20 protein-coding genes and 1 tRNA gene are annotated in these 16830 nt (G+C 68.5%); 13 read left to right on the top strand and 8 right to left on the bottom strand.

Translation table 11 applies throughout. The annotated features are described in order from the left end of the window. Nucleotides 1-156 precede the first annotated feature (156 nt). Together ACZ7J0_RS15780 and ACZ7J0_RS15775 are read right to left on the bottom strand one after the other, a co-directional pair. Nucleotides 157-741 (bottom strand): hypothetical protein, encoded by a 585-nt coding sequence (locus ACZ7J0_RS15780; RefSeq protein ID WP_470887658.1) that lies wholly within the window; start codon nt 739-741, stop codon nt 157-159. A gap of 134 nt (nt 742-875) precedes the next feature. Continuing rightward, the gene (locus ACZ7J0_RS15775; RefSeq protein ID WP_470887656.1) at nt 876-1649 is read right to left on the bottom strand and encodes an aminotransferase class IV family protein; all 774 of its coding nucleotides are present in this window, start codon (nt 1647-1649) and stop codon (nt 876-878) included. 151 nt (nt 1650-1800) lie between these two features. On the opposite strand from ACZ7J0_RS15775, the gene ACZ7J0_RS15770 reads away from it, so the two are divergent. Next, nucleotides 1801-2109, top strand: a complete 309-nt coding sequence (locus tag ACZ7J0_RS15770; protein WP_470887655.1) for a hypothetical protein — start codon at nt 1801-1803, stop codon at nt 2107-2109. A 202-nt stretch (nt 2110-2311) separates the two neighbouring features. Here the strand turns inward: ACZ7J0_RS15770 and ACZ7J0_RS15765 are convergent, their stop codons facing one another. The 3 genes from ACZ7J0_RS15765 to ACZ7J0_RS15755 form a co-directional block, all read right to left on the bottom strand. Next, nucleotides 2312-2860 carry a hypothetical protein gene (locus ACZ7J0_RS15765; protein WP_470887653.1) on the bottom strand — a complete coding sequence of 183 codons (549 nt, stop codon included), beginning with the start codon at nt 2858-2860 and terminating at the stop codon, nt 2312-2314. A gap of 570 nt (nt 2861-3430) precedes the next feature. Beyond that, nucleotides 3431-4243 carry a protein phosphatase 2C domain-containing protein gene (locus ACZ7J0_RS15760; RefSeq protein WP_470887651.1) on the bottom strand — a complete coding sequence of 271 codons (813 nt, stop codon included), beginning with the start codon at nt 4241-4243 and terminating at the stop codon, nt 3431-3433. Nucleotide 4244: 1 nt separating this feature from the next. Further along, nucleotides 4245-5081, bottom strand: a complete 837-nt coding sequence (locus tag ACZ7J0_RS15755) for a sigma-70 family RNA polymerase sigma factor (RefSeq protein WP_470887649.1) — start codon at nt 5079-5081, stop codon at nt 4245-4247. Nucleotides 5082-5249: 168 nt separating this feature from the next. On the opposite strand from ACZ7J0_RS15755, the gene ACZ7J0_RS15750 reads away from it, so the two are divergent. The 10 genes from ACZ7J0_RS15750 (at nt 5250) to ACZ7J0_RS15705 (ending at nt 11769) form a co-directional block, all read left to right on the top strand. After that, the gene (locus ACZ7J0_RS15750) at nt 5250-5582 is read left to right on the top strand and encodes an SCO3933 family regulatory protein (RefSeq protein ID WP_470887647.1); all 333 of its coding nucleotides are present in this window, start codon (nt 5250-5252) and stop codon (nt 5580-5582) included. Nucleotides 5583-5584: 2 nt separating this feature from the next. Beyond that, nucleotides 5585-6931 (top strand): FtsK/SpoIIIE domain-containing protein, encoded by a 1347-nt coding sequence (locus tag ACZ7J0_RS15745; RefSeq protein WP_470887645.1) that lies wholly within the window; start codon nt 5585-5587, stop codon nt 6929-6931. A 76-nt stretch (nt 6932-7007) separates the two neighbouring features. Beyond that, entirely contained in the window at nt 7008-7670 is a 663-nt protein-coding gene (locus tag ACZ7J0_RS15740; protein WP_470887643.1) for a DUF2637 domain-containing protein, read from the top strand. Between the two features lie 19 nt (nt 7671-7689). Next, nucleotides 7690-7875, top strand: coding sequence for a mobile element transfer protein (locus tag ACZ7J0_RS15735; RefSeq protein WP_470887641.1), 186 nt, complete (start codon nt 7690-7692; stop codon nt 7873-7875). 13 nt (nt 7876-7888) lie between these two features. Further along, nucleotides 7889-8182 (top strand): SpdD-like protein, encoded by a 294-nt coding sequence (locus ACZ7J0_RS15730; RefSeq protein ID WP_470887639.1) that lies wholly within the window; start codon nt 7889-7891, stop codon nt 8180-8182. 5 nt (nt 8183-8187) lie between these two features. Continuing rightward, on the top strand, nt 8188-8736 hold the full coding sequence (locus ACZ7J0_RS15725; RefSeq protein WP_470887883.1) for a GGDEF domain-containing protein: 549 nt from the start codon (nt 8188-8190) through the stop codon (nt 8734-8736). A gap of 91 nt (nt 8737-8827) precedes the next feature. Then, on the top strand, nt 8828-9010 hold the full coding sequence (locus ACZ7J0_RS15720) for a hypothetical protein (RefSeq protein WP_470887637.1): 183 nt from the start codon (nt 8828-8830) through the stop codon (nt 9008-9010). Nucleotides 9011-9015: 5 nt separating this feature from the next. Next, nucleotides 9016-10419 (top strand): replication initiator protein RepSA, encoded by a 1404-nt coding sequence (gene repSA, locus ACZ7J0_RS15715; protein ID WP_470887635.1) that lies wholly within the window; start codon nt 9016-9018, stop codon nt 10417-10419. A 1-nt stretch (nt 10420) separates the two neighbouring features. Continuing rightward, entirely contained in the window at nt 10421-10600 is a 180-nt protein-coding gene (locus ACZ7J0_RS15710; protein ID WP_470887633.1) for a helix-turn-helix domain-containing protein, read from the top strand. Then, nucleotides 10600-11769, top strand: coding sequence for a tyrosine-type recombinase/integrase (locus ACZ7J0_RS15705; protein WP_470887631.1), 1170 nt, complete (start codon nt 10600-10602; stop codon nt 11767-11769). Before ACZ7J0_RS15710 ends, ACZ7J0_RS15705 begins: the two co-directional genes overlap by 1 nt. 97 nt (nt 11770-11866) lie before the next feature. Here the strand turns inward: ACZ7J0_RS15705 and ACZ7J0_RS15700 are convergent. After that, nucleotides 11867-11940 (bottom strand) — tRNA-Pro (locus ACZ7J0_RS15700). A gap of 128 nt (nt 11941-12068) precedes the next feature. Next, complete coding sequence (locus tag ACZ7J0_RS15695) at nt 12069-13007, bottom strand: metallophosphoesterase (RefSeq protein ID WP_470887629.1); 939 nt, start codon at nt 13005-13007, stop codon at nt 12069-12071. Nucleotides 13008-13084: 77 nt separating this feature from the next. Between ACZ7J0_RS15695 and ACZ7J0_RS15690 the strand changes: the two genes are divergently transcribed. Further along, the gene (locus ACZ7J0_RS15690; protein ID WP_468711526.1) at nt 13085-13549 is read left to right on the top strand and encodes a GatB/YqeY domain-containing protein; all 465 of its coding nucleotides are present in this window, start codon (nt 13085-13087) and stop codon (nt 13547-13549) included. A 246-nt stretch (nt 13550-13795) separates the two neighbouring features. Here the strand turns inward: ACZ7J0_RS15690 and ACZ7J0_RS15685 are convergent, their stop codons facing one another. After that, nucleotides 13796-16036, bottom strand: coding sequence for a transglycosylase domain-containing protein (locus ACZ7J0_RS15685; protein ID WP_470887627.1), 2241 nt, complete (start codon nt 16034-16036; stop codon nt 13796-13798). Nucleotides 16037-16442: 406 nt separating this feature from the next. Between ACZ7J0_RS15685 and ACZ7J0_RS15680 the strand changes: the two genes are divergently transcribed. Beyond that, complete coding sequence (locus tag ACZ7J0_RS15680; RefSeq protein WP_019888264.1) at nt 16443-16787, top strand: WhiB family transcriptional regulator; 345 nt, start codon at nt 16443-16445, stop codon at nt 16785-16787. Nucleotides 16788-16830 lie beyond the last annotated feature (43 nt).

Genomic DNA, 16830 nt, shown 5'->3' with positions numbered 1-16830 from the left:
GCCGTTCTGTTTGCAGTCGATGCGACGGGCAGGTGCGTTGTCATGGCTGGAGTCGATGGTCACGAGAAAAGACAACCTCCATCGGAGTCCGCCTCGAGCAAGATCGTCGATGAAGCGCCCGGACGGCTCGTACGGATCACGAAGCCCAATCGTGACTCAGGGCGAGCTGGCCGGTCTGATGCGCGTCGCGCTGCTCGGTGATCCACCGCTCAACCTGGTCCACGGATTTCGTGATCGGTTGGTCCTGGTGTCGAGCAGTTGAGTGCGCCATCGGGGGTCACCGGCGTGCCACGTGGTCCAGCGGTGCCAGGCCATCTCGGGCAAGCCGTTGTCGACGATGACGTCGGGCCGGTGACGGGGGTCGAGGGCATGCTTCCGGTGCCATGCGGCCCAGCCGAGGAAGGCGTCGACCGCCGGAGCGCCCCATCGGCCAGCGTCATGCTCGGCGAGGCGAGCGCGCCGGGCCTCGTCGGCGACATCAACCAGGCACACGGCGATGCCGTTCAGCAGTGGCGCGGAGGGCACGCGGGCTGCCTTCACTTCCTTCCGTTTCCCCGGCAGCGGCCATGCGTCGGGTCCGGGGAGCTCGGCGGTGATCCGCAGCTCCCGCGTCAGCGCGTCGACGAGGCTCGTCGTCTCGGCGAGAGCGGAGTCGAACTCCGCGCGGGTGTCGCGCGCGATGACCTCGGCGTACTGCCCCTCGGCACTCCAGGAGGTGCAGTACCGAGTGGGGTGCCTCATGGGACAGAGGGGACCGAGGCCGTGGCAGTGGACAGCCGTGCCCTAAGGGCACGGCCGCGGCGACCTGAGCTGCGCCGTGCCGTTTGCGTTCTTCGGGCAGGACCACGATGTAGTGGGAGGCCAGCTTCGGAGCGTTACAGCAAGTCGCCTTCGATCTCCGTGTATTCCTTGCGGAGAGCGTCGATGATCGCGTGGGATGCGGGTAGCTCGATTCCGTCGATCGAGCTGATGGCCCGGACGCCGATGGCCGCGTTGGTGGCGAATGCGGCCGTCATGTTCTTCAGGTCGTCCAGCCGGACCGTACGCTCGTCGTGGTCATGGGCGTCCTTGAGGAGATCCATGGTCACGCCGACGAGACAGTCGGCGTTCGGCCAGATCACCCGGTTGCCGTCGAAGAAGCCGATGTTCCAGGTGCCTCCCTCCGAGATCACGCCCTTGTGGTCGAGGAAAAGGGCGTCGTCGAATCCGTTCAGCTGTGCCTGACGACGGTGGTGCAGGGTCGCGAAGAGGCCGACACTCTTGACGCTTGGCACGTCACGTACGTACGTCGTGGATCGCACCCTGAGCGGAGGCAGTGGGAGGGCGCCTGCAGAACGAGAGGTCACCAGCACGTGCGGGTCGTTGGCCTTGCTCGGGTGGCCGAGTTCCAGGCGGGGGTCGAAGACGGTGACGCGGACGGTCGTGGACCCGGTCGGGGGAGCGACCCGGCGGGCCAGCTCGCGAACGCGCTGCGGGTCGAGGTCGACATCGAAGAGGGTTCGGCTGTCACGCCGGAGCCGCTCCAGGTGCAGAGAGAGGCCGCGTACGCGGCCATCGTCCACGCGCATCGAAGTGAAGTGGCCGTAGTTGGTCAGGGCCAGGGTCTGAAGCTGAGACGGCTCGACCGGTTCCCCGTTGAGTTCTGCCATGCCGCCAGAGTGCCATCTCGCTCGGGGACCGCAGCCGTGAAGGGCCTGGCAGGGCGGCTTAGTTCGGTGAAAGTTGGGCCCTGGGGCGGTCGGTGGACGTTCTGGCGGAGCGGCCCGGCCAGCAGCGTCTCCCCGTCACGCTGGGGCGTACGTGGACGCCAACGCGATCAACCCGCAGCGGATGCGGCGTATCGCGGAGGAGATCCGGCCGGGCTCGACGGTTCAAGAGACTGCGTTGCATGTCCGCCGTGCGAGCGGCGGCGTCGGCTCCGCCTCGGCGCTGAAGATGGCGTTCGCCAGCTACCAGAAGGCTGCCCGAACCCTCGCCGGGCTGGAGGTGTGCGGAGTTCCGCGGAAGGCGCCGTGGGAGAGCGCTTCCGAGATCTTCTCGCAGATTTCTCCCAAACGGTCTCCGAAAACGACTCAGGGGCCTGATCCACTGAGTGGATCAGGCCCCTGACCTGGTGTTTCAGCTGTCGGGGTGGCGGGATTTGAACCCACGACCTCTTCGTCCCGAAGCAACTCGGGTGGGCTCGCTTCCTTGGGCTGGCGCAGCCCTGAGCTGCCTAGATAGTCCGTCGGAGTGCGCAGGTGTCCGCCGGTGTCCGTCGCCGTTGTCACTCAGTTAGACACTCATGTGGAGCTTGGGCCCTACCGCCTGGTCACTCGGGCGCAATCTGGCGCCAAATTCGCATGCACGTGGGGGCGTCCTTCAGGATGCCCACTTCGGCACCGAAGGACCGTCCATCCGGATGGCTGAAGGCGAAGAGGCAGCTGCGGTTCGCCGCGTCGGTCTCGGATCGAGAAAGGGTGAGGCTGTCCCCCTCTACGCTGTACTGGCTTGCGATGCGCTGCTTGGCCACCGCAATAGCGGTCTCCTCTGAGACCGCCTCTCCCCAGTGGTCGCCCTGAGAGCGTTCCCGGAGCTTCGAGTAGAGCGTCTTGACCGCCTCGGAAACGATGACGGTTGCGATACCTCCCATGCCGTTGGAGCTCATCTCAAGAACAAACTCCATGAACGAAGAGGAGGCGCCCCAATTGGTGATCCCCTGCCGAGAACTGATGTGGCTCATGGCTGGGTACTCGGCTCCATCGAGCCACGTCAGGGCCTGAAGCTCCTCGATGACGTCGTCGGCCGGCATCTGGAAACTGTCGAGGCTGAGAATCCAAACCTCGTCTGGCTCCGACGTGGGATGGTCGGTGAGCTTCACGATGAAGGTAGCCGTTATGTATTCCACTGCTCTCCGCTGCTCATCGCTTGGGTAGTCCACAGAAGCGTAACCACAGCAGGTGGGCCATGCAGTGGTTTTGCGTGGGTCTCGCCCGCCCACCACTCGCCCCAACTCTCATCCCGTCTGCCGTCGACCCACACGTATGTGGAGCGGGCGCGGTGCCGGGCGTCCAGGTGGAGCGCGCCACTGTACGAACGACCTGGACGCCCGGTGCTGTGTCTGCTCGGCTTGTCCTGGGTCGATGGCGGACGGGATGGGAGTTCCCCCGCCTCAGCACCCCACCGGCCGGCACCCGCGTACGGAGCCCCCGCCATCCTGGAGCCTGAGCGCCCCCGCCGGAGGCATGTCGGTGACGGGTTGGGAATCGCGGCCGTTGGGGCTCGACTCATGCCTTGGGCCTATCCCAGCCGTAGGGGCGGGCGTCGGCGCAGCGCGCGCGGAGCGGGCCGGAGGCAGGAGCGTCGCGCGGAGCGGAGCCGGGAAGCCCGCCCGGCGGAGCGGAGCGCAGCCGGGTGCTTGATGAGGTAGAGAAACCTGTAACAGCTCGCCTTAGACGCGAACGAAGATCACCGTTGCATCGTCGTGCGTCTTGGAGCGCGGCCATCGCTCAAGGTCGATGTCGCTGTGCTCGGCGTCGCGAACCTGGCCAATGAGGTCTGCTGTGCCGTGGTGCTCCAAGACGTCGAGACAGGTGGACCAGTCACCAAGGGCGAAGGTGTCGACGAACCGGGCTGCGCCGTCGGTGAGAAGGGCTGCCCGCCTCAGCTGCGCGATCGGCATGCGACCTGTGAGGGCTTCGTCCGCCGCCTCAGGCTCCGCGGCCGCGACCCAGTACCCACCCGGACGGTTGCGCATCGCCCTCTCGGCCTCCACCAGTGCGGTGTGCGCCCCCAGTTCCCCCTTTGATCTCCGCGCAGCCGTACGCATGGCGGCCCGCTCCTGGCTCGCCACCCGCGCCAAGCGCTGATCCGTGACGACCTCGGGGTCTCGACCGCCGTCGAGGACGAGAACGGCGTCGCCCAACACCAGCCACTCGATTTCCTTCCCGCGGCTTCGGAGTGCGGCGACCGTTGCTGACGGGGAGAACGGACTACCCACATCACACGTCGTCCGGTGGAGCTCCGCCGTGTCCTCGATGGCGGTGGCGAGACAGCGGCCCAAGTCCCGGCCGCTCTCGACGGCTTCGCGGTGCAGCATCGTCCCGAGCAGCTCGACGAACCAAGCCACGCCGTGGACGCACCCGGTGGGCAGGCCGTTCGGGGTGCCGGCGCCGTCCAGCACCACGGCGCACTCCGGGCTGGCGATCGCGAAGTCCTCATTGCGCCCGCCGGGACGGGGAAGGCTGGTCTGGGAGAAGTGCACGTCAGTTCACCTCGTGCAACAGCACCTCGCTGGCAGCACGGCTGTCCGTGATTGCCTTCGTTCCCTGCTCGTAGTCGCACTCGATGACCATCGAGAACTCGGCCGTTCCGGCTCGGCTGTAGAGGTCCGCGAGATTCTCCGTGAGGAAGTGCGCGACCCCCAGTGACCCAACCGCGTGCACGCCCGCGACCAGCAGGAACGTACCCTCCCCATCGGGCCTCGGGAGTCTGCCGAGGTAGGCCACATCCGAGAGCGCCGGATCGTCCGGATCGTCGCTCGGTGACGTGAACGTCTTGCCGCTGTCCCGCTCGATGAGGGCCCAACGGCCGTCCGGCAGAGTCTCGAACGAGAGCCGTGGGTCCGCCTGGAGGGCTGCCGCCGTCACGGGTGATGTCTTGGGGCCGCACACGACGATGAGATCGTCGCGGTTGAGGTCGATCTCGCCCGAGGTCGGGATATAGCCCAGGTCGCCTTCGAGCTGGAGCTGATGCGCGAGTGCCAAGAGCTTCTGGCCCGTGGAGCTGTCTTCGAGCGCCACGTACTCCCGCTCTCCCGGCCGCATGGGCACGATCACCTGGGCGTGCTGGGTGCCGAGGAACGCTCGCTCCGGTGGCGGGCCGGCATTACGGAGCTGGGCGACGCGCGCCCGGCTTACGCCCATGAGTTTCGCTACGTCAGCCATCGAGTGCCCGTGGTCGCGCAGCCACGCGATGCTCTCCTTGCGCATGCGCGACGTCTCGACAACGGCCGCCTGTAGCTCCGTCATCAACTCCACTGCGGCCTTCGCGCGGAGCGCGTGATCTTGCATGGCAGCGACGCGCCGCACTTCCTCAATCACGCCGAACACCTCGCGAAACCGGACGGGGATCTGACTTCATACGCAACATGCTAAGGGGGGGTTGACGCCTCGCACCAATCGAGTGCATCTTGGGTGCTAATCCCCCCTTAACGCGCGCGGGGGAACGACACTCGGGCTGTTAAGCCCCCCTTATCGGGAGAGTGGAACATGCCGTCCTTCAAGATCGATCTTTCGACTGCCGTCGTGTTCGTCGCGACCGCTCCGACGCCCAAGCTCGTCAGCAAGCAGACCGGTGAGCGCGCCATGGACCGGGAGACCGGCGCCGGACTCTCGACCGTGGGTCTCCTGATCTCCGACGAGGGTGAAGGAAACCTCTACCAGGTGACCGTGCCGGAGACCGGCCTTCCCGAGGGTCTGGCGCCGGGTACGCCGGTGTCGGTGATCGGCCTCAAGGCCCGCGACTGGGAGAACACGTTCAACGGTCAGGCCCGCCACGGCATCTCGTTCCGCGCGGTCGCCGTCACGCCGCTGGGGGCCTGACTATGACGGACCTGTCGACGTTATGGGAGGTAGGCGTCCCGCTGGCTGGGGCCGGTGGCCTCGGGTATGCGAAGGTGCGGGCGCCTCGGGTGTTCTGGTCTCTGGTGGGTCTGCCGGTCACCCAGGTGCGCTTCACGATGACGTACCGCTCGACGATGGACGTGTGCGGGCTGACCGTGCAGCCCTCTCGCTTCCGCGCCTTTCTCGTCCGCAGCGTGGCCCGACGCAGCGACATCCAGCCGGTGCCGCCGAAGATCCGCCGGGTTCGGGGTACCTCGACCGGGATGCGGGTCACCCTCCGTCTCCCCGCCGGCCTTGAGCCCGCCGACGTGATGGCGGCCTCGGAGCGGCTGCGGCACGCCTGGGGCGTCCATTCCGTCAACGTAGTGGAGACCAAGCCGGGTTACGTCGAGCTGCGGATGACCGGTTACGACGTGCTGCAGCGGGTGAAGATGCCGCGCCGGGGCATCTCCGGGCCAATGACGGTTCCGGTCGCGCTCCGGGAAGACGGGACCGCGTACGTGCGGGACTACCTGAAGGTCCCGCACGCGCTGACGCTCGGCGCGAACCAGTCGGGCAAGTCCATGTATCAGCGCAACTTGATCGCCGGGCTTGCCCGCCTGGACGTCGCTCTGGTCGGGATCGACTGCAAGCGGGGTGTCGAACAGCGCGGGTACGCGCCCCGGCTATCGGCCCTCGCGATTACCCCCGAAGAAGCGTCCGGGCTCCTGGATGCCCTGGTGGGGGAGATGGAAGGGCGCTTCGACCTGCTTAGTGAGCACGGGGCTGCCGACATCTGGGCCCTGCCGGAAATGGCGCGGCCGGTGCCGGTCGTGGTCCTGGTGGACGAGGTCGCGGAGCTGTTTCTCGTCGCCGGGAAGAAGGATGAGGAACGCCGGGACCGGATGGTCATGCAGATGATCCGGCTGGGGCAGATGGCCCGCGCGGCCGGCATCTTCCTGGAGGTCTGCGGCCAGCGGTTCGGCTCCGACCTCGGAAGGGGCGCCACTACCCTGCGCGCCCAGCTCACCGGTCGTGTCGTGCATCGGGTCAACGACAAGCAGACGGCCGACATGGGCTTGGGCGACATCGCCCCGGACGCGGTCGTGGCGGTGACGACGATCCCGCCCGATCGGCCCGGCGTCGCGGTGGCCGGTGACTCCTCTGGCGGCTGGTCCCGCATTCGTACGCCCGAGTTGAGCGCGGCCGAGGCTGCCGCGATTTGCGCCGAGTACGCGCACCTGACGCCGAGCCTCCCGGCCCTCGCGGCGTATCGGTCGACGGCCCCTGCTCTGGCTGATTCCGCCGAACCCGTCCCGCTGGTGAAGCCGATCCTGGCGACGGACTGACACCCCTTCCCCCTCGGTCGGCGTGACCGTCTCACGCCAGGTCCCTACCCGACCCATGCCCGAAAGGAGGTGAACCGTGTTCCGAACCCTCCGCTTCGACGCCGTACTCATCCAGGCCGTTATCGCCGGTGCCCTGTCCTTCGCCCACCTGCACGACCTGGCCGCCGCGGCTGGACAAGACGGATGGAAGGCCTGGGCCTACCCGGTCAGCGTCGACCTGCTGATGGTCGCCGCCTGGCGCCGGATGGGTACCGACGCGGGCAACCGCGACCCCTGGCTCTGGTTCGCCATCGCCCTGACCGCGTCGCTCGGCGCCAACGTCGCCACCGCCGGACTGCTCGACATGCAGAACGTTCCGGCCTGGCTGCGGATCCTCGTCGCCGGGTGGCCTGCCCTCGCCTTTCTCGGCGGCACGCTCCTCGCCCACGCACACACCCCGGCGCCGAAGCCCGAACCGGCCCCCTCGGAAGAGCCCAACGCCGAACCGGTGCCGGATCTGACCGTGGAGCGCGCTCCGGAACCGGCGCCCGAGCTGCCGCCCGCACCGCCGGAAGTTCCTCCCGAGCCTGCTTCCTTGGCTCCCGCCGTGCCGGTGCCGCCCGCGCTGCTCGACCACGCTCGGAAGATCGCGGACGCCCATCGCTCACAGACCGGCGCCCCGATCGACGCGGCCACCCTGCGCAGCCGCCTCGGCGTACCGCCGGCACTGGCGGACTCGATCGCCCTCCAACTCGTCTGACCTGAGAGGAGAAAGACCCGTGCGCCCGAACCGCTTCTACAACGTCATCCGCATCGGACCGGTCCGCGTCGGCACTCACCACGACGGCCGGGGCCGCACCAAGCACACCGCCGTGTGCGCTGCCCCCGGCTGTGACTTCTCCGCTGATTACCTCACCCGCGCCGCCGCCGAACTCGCCGCCCGCACCCACCGCTGCAACGCCTGAGAGGAACCCACCCGTGTTCACCCCGAAGTACCCGACCCCGGACACCTACATCCCGACCCGGCACACCGTGCCCGACCACTCGACCGCACTCACCTCGACCACCCCGGCCCCTGCCCCGGTCGCCCCAGCCCGCACGACGGTCCAGCTCACCCCAGGCAGCGCGGTCGCGCTCACGGTCGGCGGTGGAGCCGTGGTCCTGGTCGTCGGAGCCGTCCTCGTCTCGCTGCTCCTGGCGGTCGCCATCACCAGCGTCTCCGTGGCGGTCGTCCTGCGCCTGCTCCTCCGCGATATGCAGAAGGGCCGGTGACCCACATGGACACGTACGCGATTGCTGCCGCTGGCTTACCGGCCCTCGGCTGGGCCCTGCACGGCGGGATGCTTCTGCGCCGCTTGGCCACCGCCCGACGTGACCCCCTGACCGGCCTGCACACCCGCGCCGGTTGGACCTCCCGCGCCGAACACCTGATGACCAAGAACGCGAACGCGCTCGTGCTCCTGGTCGACCTGGACGACTTCAAGGCCATTAACGACACCCACGGCCACGCCGTCGGCGACTCAGTGCTCACCGAGACCGCGCGCCGCCTGACCGCCTGGTGCGGGCGCCACGGCATCGCCGCCCGCCTCGGTGGAGACGAGTTCGCAGCCATCGTCACCGACCCCGCCCACACCCCCGGCCTCGGCGCCCTTCAGGCCGCGCTCGACCAACCGGTCACGCACGACGGCTGCACCCTGCCGGTCTCGGCCTCGGTCGGTCACTGCCACCGCGAACACCTGCCGGTGCCCGTCCTCACCGACGCGCTGTCCGCCGCCGACTCCTCCATGTACCTGGCCAAGGGCCACGGCAGGCGCAACACACGCTGAGCGGCCCCCGGAGCGGCCTCGGTCGCCAAACTTCCGCCGCCCCGGGCGCCTGAACCCCATCCAGATCCAACGGACCCGAAAGGGAATGCTCATGATGCCCGAGACCGCCTCGACCCGGCGCGTGTGCCGCGACTGCGACGGCTTCGCCACCGCCACCATCACCACGGGCCTCCGGACCTCCGACGGCACCCGGGACACCGTCTGCGTGAATTGCCCCACCTGCCGGGGGCTTGGCCACACCGTCCCCGCGGCCGTCGTCCGCGCCGGGAAGTGACCACCTTGACCAACACCGCCACTGCGGCGGGCCTGGACCCGGCCACCCTGAGCGATCTGCTCCGGGTGGCCGGGTCCCCCGGCTTCGACCGCCTCACCGACCAGATCCGCCGCACCGGGGGATGCGCCGCGCCCGTCCGACTCACCGGCGGCACCAAGCTCCTGGACCCCGCAACCCGGACCGTGCTCCACGCTTACACAACCGACGCCGAACCCGGCGGCGTCCTGCGCGTCGCCTGCGGCAATCGTCGGGCCTCGCGCTGCCCCGCCTGCGCTTGGACATACGCGGGGGACACCTATCACCTGATTCGCGCCGGGCTCGTCGGTGCCCCCGAAAAGGGCACCCCCGAGACGATCCGCGATCACCCGCGCGTCTTCGCCACCCTGACCGCCCCGTCCTTCGGCCCGGTTCACAACCGCCCCGGCACCCGGCCCTGCCGCTGCGGCACCCGCCACCAGGAGGACGCACTCGAACTCGGCACCCCACTCGACCCGGAAACATACGACTACGCGGGCGCGGTGCTGTGGAACAACCACGCCTCCGAGCTGTGGCGGTACTTCACGATCTACCTCCGCCGCGAGATCGCCCGCCGCGCTGGCCTCACGCAGAATGCGGCCCGCGAGCAGACCCGTGTCTCCTTCGGCAAGGTCGCTGAGTATCAGAAGCGCGGGGCCGTGCACTTCCACGCCGTGATCCGCTTCGACGGACCGGAGGGCCCCGACTCCCCGCCCCCGGCATGGGCCACTCTCGACCTGCTGACCGACGCGATCCGGGCCGCCGCCGCCCGTGCCCAAGTCACTGTGCCCGCTGCCCCCGAGCACGGCGTGGACCAGGACGTGCAGCTGGCGTGGGGCGAGCAGCTCGACGTTCAACCCATCGGCGACTTCGGCCAGGGCGAAGACCTGACAGAACAGGCGGTCGCCGCCTACGTCGCCAAGTACGCCACCAAGGCGGCCGAGGCGACCGGGGCCGTAGACCACCCGGTGGGCAACAAGGAAGCGCTCATTCTCCTCGACGTGCCCGACCACCCCCGGCGCCTCATGGAAGCGTGCATGGACCTTGATCCGGCTTACCCGGACCGACGCCTTCGGGCCTGGGCCCACATGCTCGGCTTCCGGGGCCACTTCTCCACCAAGTCCCGCCGCTACTCGACCACCCTCGGCGCCTTGCGCCAGGTCCGCGCCGACTACCGCGCCGCCCAGCAACGCACCGCGCTCGGCCTGCCCGAGCCTGACGAGGACCCGGAAGCCACCGTCCTTGTCGTCGCCCACTGGGCCTACGCCGGTCACGGCCACACACCTGGCGAATCCTGGCTCGCCGCCAACATCGCCCGCGAGATCCGCATCAACCGCGAAACCGCACGGGAGGCCCTGAGCGATCTCCCCGAATACGACGACATGGGGGACTGAAATGCCTGAGGACCTGCTGACCGTTCCAGAGGTCATGACCCGGCTCAAGGTCGGGCGCACCAAGGTGTACGACCTGATCCGCACCCGCCGCCTGGTCTCCATCAAGGTCGACGGCTGCCGGCGTATCCCCGTCTCCGCCGTGGGCGACTTCATCGCGGGGCAGATGGAGCGTGCGGCCTGATGACCAAGCGTCGTAGCCGTGGTGACGGCGGTCTCCACTGGGACGAGAAGCGGCAACGATGGATCGCCACGGCGAACCTCGGCTTCGATCCGAGCGGCAAGCGGATCGTCAAGCGGGGGAGTGGCAAGACCAAGACGGAGGCCAAGAGCAAGCTCAAGGAGGTGCTGCGGGATCACGAGGACGGCCTCGCGATCGCGCCCACCAACTACACGGTCAAGGACGCGGTGACGGACTGGCTCACGTACGGCCTGGTGGGCATCGACCCGAGCACGGCTGAGACCTGCACGACCCTGACCCGGACGCACGTCATCCCGTCCCTAGGTGCTCGCAAGCTCCGTGACTTGAGCGCGGAGGATGTAGACCGCTGGCTGGCCGCCAAGTCGAAGACACTCAGCACCCGCACGCTTCAGGCGATCCACTCCTGCCTGAACCGCTCGGTCAAGCGCGCCATGGCCAGGGACAAGGTGAAGCGCAACGTCGTGGAGCTGTGCTCGGTGCCTCAGGGGCAGGCCGGGCGCCCTTCCAAGGCGCTTACCTTCGCTCAGGCCGAAGCAGTGCTCAAGGGCGCCGAGGGGACCTCGATGTACACGTACATCGTCGTCGCCCTACTGACCGGTGCCCGTACCGAGGAGCTTCGAGCGCTCACCTGGGACCACGTCTTCCTGAAGGGCATCCCGGACGCCGACCCGCCTCAGCCTCCGCACATCGCGGTGTGGCGCTCGGTCCGGCGTGGCGGAGACACCAAGACCCGGAAGTCCCGGCGGACCCTCGCCCTGCCGGCGCGCTGCGTCGAAGCTCTCTGGCAGCAGTTCGAAGATCAGGGGTGGGACCGGCTTGCCGCCGACGAGAAGTGGGAGGAACACGGCCTTGTCTTCTCCTCGGCCGTGGGCAAGCCGCTCGACGCGGCCAACGTCCGCCGTGCCTTCCGCCAGGCGCTCAAGGACATCGACGGGATCAATGCGGACGAGTGGACGCCCCGGGAGCTCCGGCACAGCTTCGTGTCCCTGCTCTCCGACCGCGGCGTTCCACTGGAAGTGATCTCCCGCCTCGTCGGGCACTCCGGGACGGCCGTCACCGAGGAGGTCTACCGGAAGCAGATCCGGCCCGTGATCCAGACCGGTGCCGTGGTCATGGACGGGATCTTCGGCGCCGATCCGCAGCGGCTGTAGACACGCGGGGAGCGGTAGTCACGCAGATAGACACGCAAGCAGAAACAGGTGAGGCCGGTACTGGTATCAGTACCGGCCTCACCTGGTGTTTAAGCTGTCGGGGTGGCGGGATTTGAACCCACGACCTCTTCGTCCCGAACGAAGCGCGCTGCCAAGCTGCGCTACACCCCGATGTCACTGCTCAGGCATTCCGTCGCGGCGACATCGATTACTTTAGCCCACCCGCGGCCGGAGACGAAATCCGGTTTTCGCGGCCTCGCAGGTGGGGGGCGGGCCCCGGCGCGAGGCCGCGTTCGTGATCAGTCCCGGGCCGTCAGTGTCAGCAGCGTCGCCTCCGGAGGGCAGGCGAAGCGGACCGGGGTGTAGCGGTTCGTGCCGCAGCCCGCTGAGACGTGGAGGTAGGAGAGGTGGCCCGAGGCGGAGTGGGTCGAGAGGCCCTTCACCCGGTCCGTGTCCAGGTCGCAGTTGGTGACCAGCGCCCCGTAGAAGGGGATGCACAGCTGACCGCCGTGGGTGTGGCCGGCGAGGATCAGGGGGTAGCCGTCCGACGTGAAGGCGTCCAGCGAGCGCAGGTACGGCGCGTGGACCACGCCGATCGAGAAGTCGGCGTCGGGGTCGGGGCCGCCCTCCACCTGTTCGTAGCGGTCCCGCTTGATGTGCGGGTCGTCGACCCCGGTGAAGGCAAGGTCGAGGCCGTCGAGCTTCAGGCGCCCCCGTGTGTTCGTGAGGTTCACCCAGCCCGCCGCGTCGAACGCGTCCCGCAGTCCCTCCCAAGGGTTGTGCACCGCGCCGACCACCGGCGCGTTGCCGTTCAGGCCGTGCCGGCCCTTCGCCTTCTCGTACAGATAGCGCGCCGGGTTCCGCAGCTGCGGGCCGTAGTAGTCGTTGGAGCCGAAGACATAGACACCCGGGAACTCCATCAGCGGCCCGAGCGCGTCGACGACCTCCGGTACGCCTTCCGTGTCGGAGAGGTTGTCGCCGGTGTTCACGACGAAGTCGGGGCGCAGGCCGGCCAGCGACTGGAGCCATGCGCGCTTCTTGCGCTGCCCGCACACCATGTGGATGTCGGACACCTGAAGGACCCGCAGGTCTCTCATGCCCGGCGGCAGTACGGGCACGGTGACGCGCCGGAGCCTGAAAGAGCGGGCCTCGAAGCCCGCCGCGTACACCAGACCCGCCGCAGCGGTGGCCGTGATTCCTGCCGTGATCTTCATCGGGAGCCCGTATCGCGCACGCATGTCTCCATCGTCGCAGACCTGGAGGGGCTCGGAAATGCGCGGGCGAGTACATTGCCGCACCTGCCACACTTGTCCGCATGACCACGCTCAAGTCCAAGCTCAAGGAAGACCTCACCGCCGCCATCAGGGCGCGCGACGAGCTGATCTCGTCCACGCTCCGGCTGACCCTCGCCGCGATCACCAAGGAGGAGGTCTCCGGCAAGACGGCCCGCGAGCTCTCCGACGACGAAGTCCAGAAGGTGATCGCCAAGGAGGCGAAGAAGCGTCGTGAGGCCGCCGAGGCCTTCCAGCAGGGCGGGCGTGCCGAGTCCGCCGCGCGCGAGCTGGCCGAGGGCGAGGTCCTCGACGCGTACCTGCCGAAGCAGCTGAGCGACGACGAGCTGAACGCGATCGTGTCCCAGGCCGTCGAGGAGGCCAGGGCAGCCGGTGCCGAGGGCCCGCGTGCCATGGGCGCCGTCATGAAGATCGTGAACCCGAAGGTGGCGGGCCGCGCCGAGGGCGGCCGTGTGGCCTCCGCGGTCAAGCAGCTCCTCGCCGGCTGACCCGCCGCGCCCGCAGCGCCGACGCGCCCCGTGGTTCGGGGACGCGGCTGTGTTACTGGGCGTCCCGTGTGACCGCGCACGCGCTTGAGCGCAGGCCCGCGCCTCACCCGGCGCCCCGCCTGAGCGGCACCCGCGCCCCCGCCTGAGCGACGGCCCGCGCCCTCCGCAGCAACGATGAAGGGTCCCCGTGCCAAGCACGGGGACCCTTCATCGACGTCGGCTCGGCTCAGACGCGCTCCGCTCGCCTCAAGGCCGCGGCCACCCGTTCCCTCCGCCATTGCCCTGCCCGCGGTTGTTGCCCCCGCCGATCAGGTCCGGCGGGATGGTGATCCCCGGGAACGGGGTTCCGTCGTTGCCGCCGGTCCCGCCGGGCTTGTTGCCGCCCGGCTTCCCGTCGCCGCGGCCCTTGTCCCTGCCCTTCGGCGCGTCCGGGATGACGACCGGGACGAAGGACGGAGCCTCGTGCCCCTCCAGCGCTCCGGTCATCGCGCCCTTCCAGATCGGGCCGGGGACCTTACCGCCGAAGACCTTGTCGTGGTAGACGCCGCCGATGGTGATGTTCTCCATCTGTACCTGCTGGCTCGCGCTGCCCACCCACACGGCGCCCGACAGGTTCGGCGTGTAGCCGACGAACCAGGCGTTCTTCCGCTCGTCCGTCGTACCGGTCTTACCGGCGTTGTCGCGGTCCTGCAGGCCGGCCTCCTGGCCCGTGCCGGAGTCGACCACTCCGCTCAGCAGCGAGTTGATCGTGTCCGCGGTCCCCTCGTTCATCGCCTTGCTGCAGCTCGTCTCCGGGACGTCGAGGTTCTTGCCGTCCGGCGTCCTGATCGACTCGATGGCGGTGGGCGTGCAGTACGTGCCCCGGTTGGCGAACGTCGCGTACGCCGTCGCCATCGTCAGCGGCGAGATACCCGTGGAGCCCAGCGTCAGCGGCGACGGCGACACCGGCAGCTTCGTGCCGTTGCCCTGCACGACGCCCAGCTTGTCCGTCATCTCGACGACCGGGCACAGTCCGATGTCCTCGATCATCTGCACGAAGTACGTGTTGACCGACTTGGCCATCGCGTCCTTCAGCGCGTACGGACCGACCTCGCTCGGGTTCTCGTTCTCCAGCCGGAACCCGCTGGTGTTGACCCACGGCTTCCCGCTGCACGTCGCGATCGACGCCGGGTACGGCATCTCGTACGGCGCCGAGTACTGCTGGGTCGGCGGCCTGCCCTGCTCGATGGCAGCCGCGGCCACGAACGGCTTGAACGTCGATCCGACCGGGAAGCCGAAGTTCGAGCCGCCCATCCGCTTGTTGACGGAGTAGTTGATGGTGGTCTCGTGGTCGCCGAAGCCGTACGGCTTGGACTGGCCCATCGCCTGGATCTTGCCCGTGCCGGGCTGGATCATGGTCACGGCGGCCGCGACCGTGTCTTCCTGGTCGACGTGGTCCTTGAGCGACTGCTGTGCCGACGCCTGCGCCTGCGGGTCGAGCGTTGTCTTGATCACCAGGCCGCCGCGGTTCCAGACCTTGGCACGCTCTTCCCGGCTCTTCCCGAAGACCGGGTCGGTGAGGAACACCTGCTTGACGTAGTCGCAGAAGAACCCGGCGCCGTTCGTGGCCGTGATGCAGCCGTTCTTCGGCTTGCTGACCCTGAGCGTGATGGGGGTCGCCTTGGCCCGGTCGGCCTCCGCCTGGGTGATGTCCTTCACGTCGGCCATGCGCTGCAGGACGACATTGCGGCGCCGGGTCGCCTCCTGCGCGTCATTGACGGGGTCGTAGCGGCTCGGCGACTGGACGATGCCGGCCAGCAGCGCCGCCTCCTCCAGCTTCAGGTCCTTGGCGGGCTTGGAGAAGTAGCGCTGGGCCGCCGACTCGATGCCGTAGGCCTGCTGCCCGAAGAACGTGATGTTGAGGTAGTTCTCGAGGATCTTCTTCTTCCCCAGCTCCTCCTCGACCTGGATCGCGTACTTGAGCTCGCGAACCTTGCGGCCGATGGTCTGCTGGGTGGCCTGCGCGACCTTGTCGGGGTCGTCGCCGGCCTCCTCGACGAAGACGTTCTTCACGTACTGCTGGGTGAGGGTCGAGGCGCCCTGGGCGACTCCACCCGACTGCGCGTTGCGGTTGATCGCGCGCAGCACGCCCTTGAGGTCGATCGCCCCGTGCTCGTAGAAGCGCGAGTCCTCGATCGCGACGATCGCCTTCTGCATGTAGGGCGAGATCTTCTCGAGCGGGACGACGGTCCGGTCGCGCGAGTAGACCGTGGCGATGTGGCCGCCCTGCGCGTCGAGGATCGTGGTGCGCTGACTGAGCGGGGGCGTCTTCAGATTGGCGGGGATCTCGTCGAATCCCTCGACCGTTCCCTTGGCGCCGAGTCCCAGCGCTCCCGCGGCGGGCAGCGCGATGCCCGCCAGGACGGCTCCTGAGAGCACGCTGACGCCGAGGAACTTTGCGGCCTGCTGGGCCCCGGTCAGGCCTCCGCCCGAGCGCTTCTTTGCCATGGGGGCAGCCTACGTTCTCATTCGCCGGACACGCGTATATGCCTTGGCCTAAGCTGCTCTCAACTGTCACAGCAGTGTGGATCCGTATCAAGGCCCCGGTGTGACATCGGTATGACTCTCCGCGCACCCGAAGCGTGTGACGTCATGTCCGATTGCGTCTCATGCGTCATCCGAAGCCCGTTGTGACTCAACTGAAATGCACCGGTTTGCCCGAATGGTCGGGCATGTCCTTCGGTCACTCCCCTGGGTGATCTGCCGCGTACGCATAGTCCGTTCGGGCCATTCAAGATTGGGCCCGAAGGGGGTGTTGCGCTGTGCCCACCTTCCGTAACGTCCTCAACTGGCAGCGGTGAATATGCCGCTACCGCCGTGGGGGAGCCTCGATTCGGGAGAGGACGGCGCCGTGATGGGCTGGGTAACCGACTGGAGTGCGCAGGCAGCCTGCCGCACTACCGATCCGGATGAACTGTTCGTACAAGGAGCAGCGCAGAACAGGGCCAAGGCGGTGTGCACCGGATGCCCGGTGCGGACCGAATGCCTGGCCGACGCGCTGGACAACCGCGTCGAATTCGGCGTGTGGGGCGGCATGACGGAGCGCGAGCGCCGGGCACTGCTGCGCCGGCGGCCGACCGTCACCTCGTGGCGACGGCTGCTGGAGACCGCGCGTACGGAGTACGAGCGCGGTGCGGGCCTGCTGCCCGTGGCCATGGAGGACGACGAGACGTACGAGGCGTTCGCGGCGGTGGGTTAGCGCTCGGGATCCTCCCGGCGCCCCTCACGCCCCGTCACCTTCC

The organism is Streptomyces sp. NPDC038280, assembly GCF_055600045.1.
Note: the sequence above shows the minus strand (reverse complement) of the source record. Positions and strands in the feature narration are given on the sequence as shown.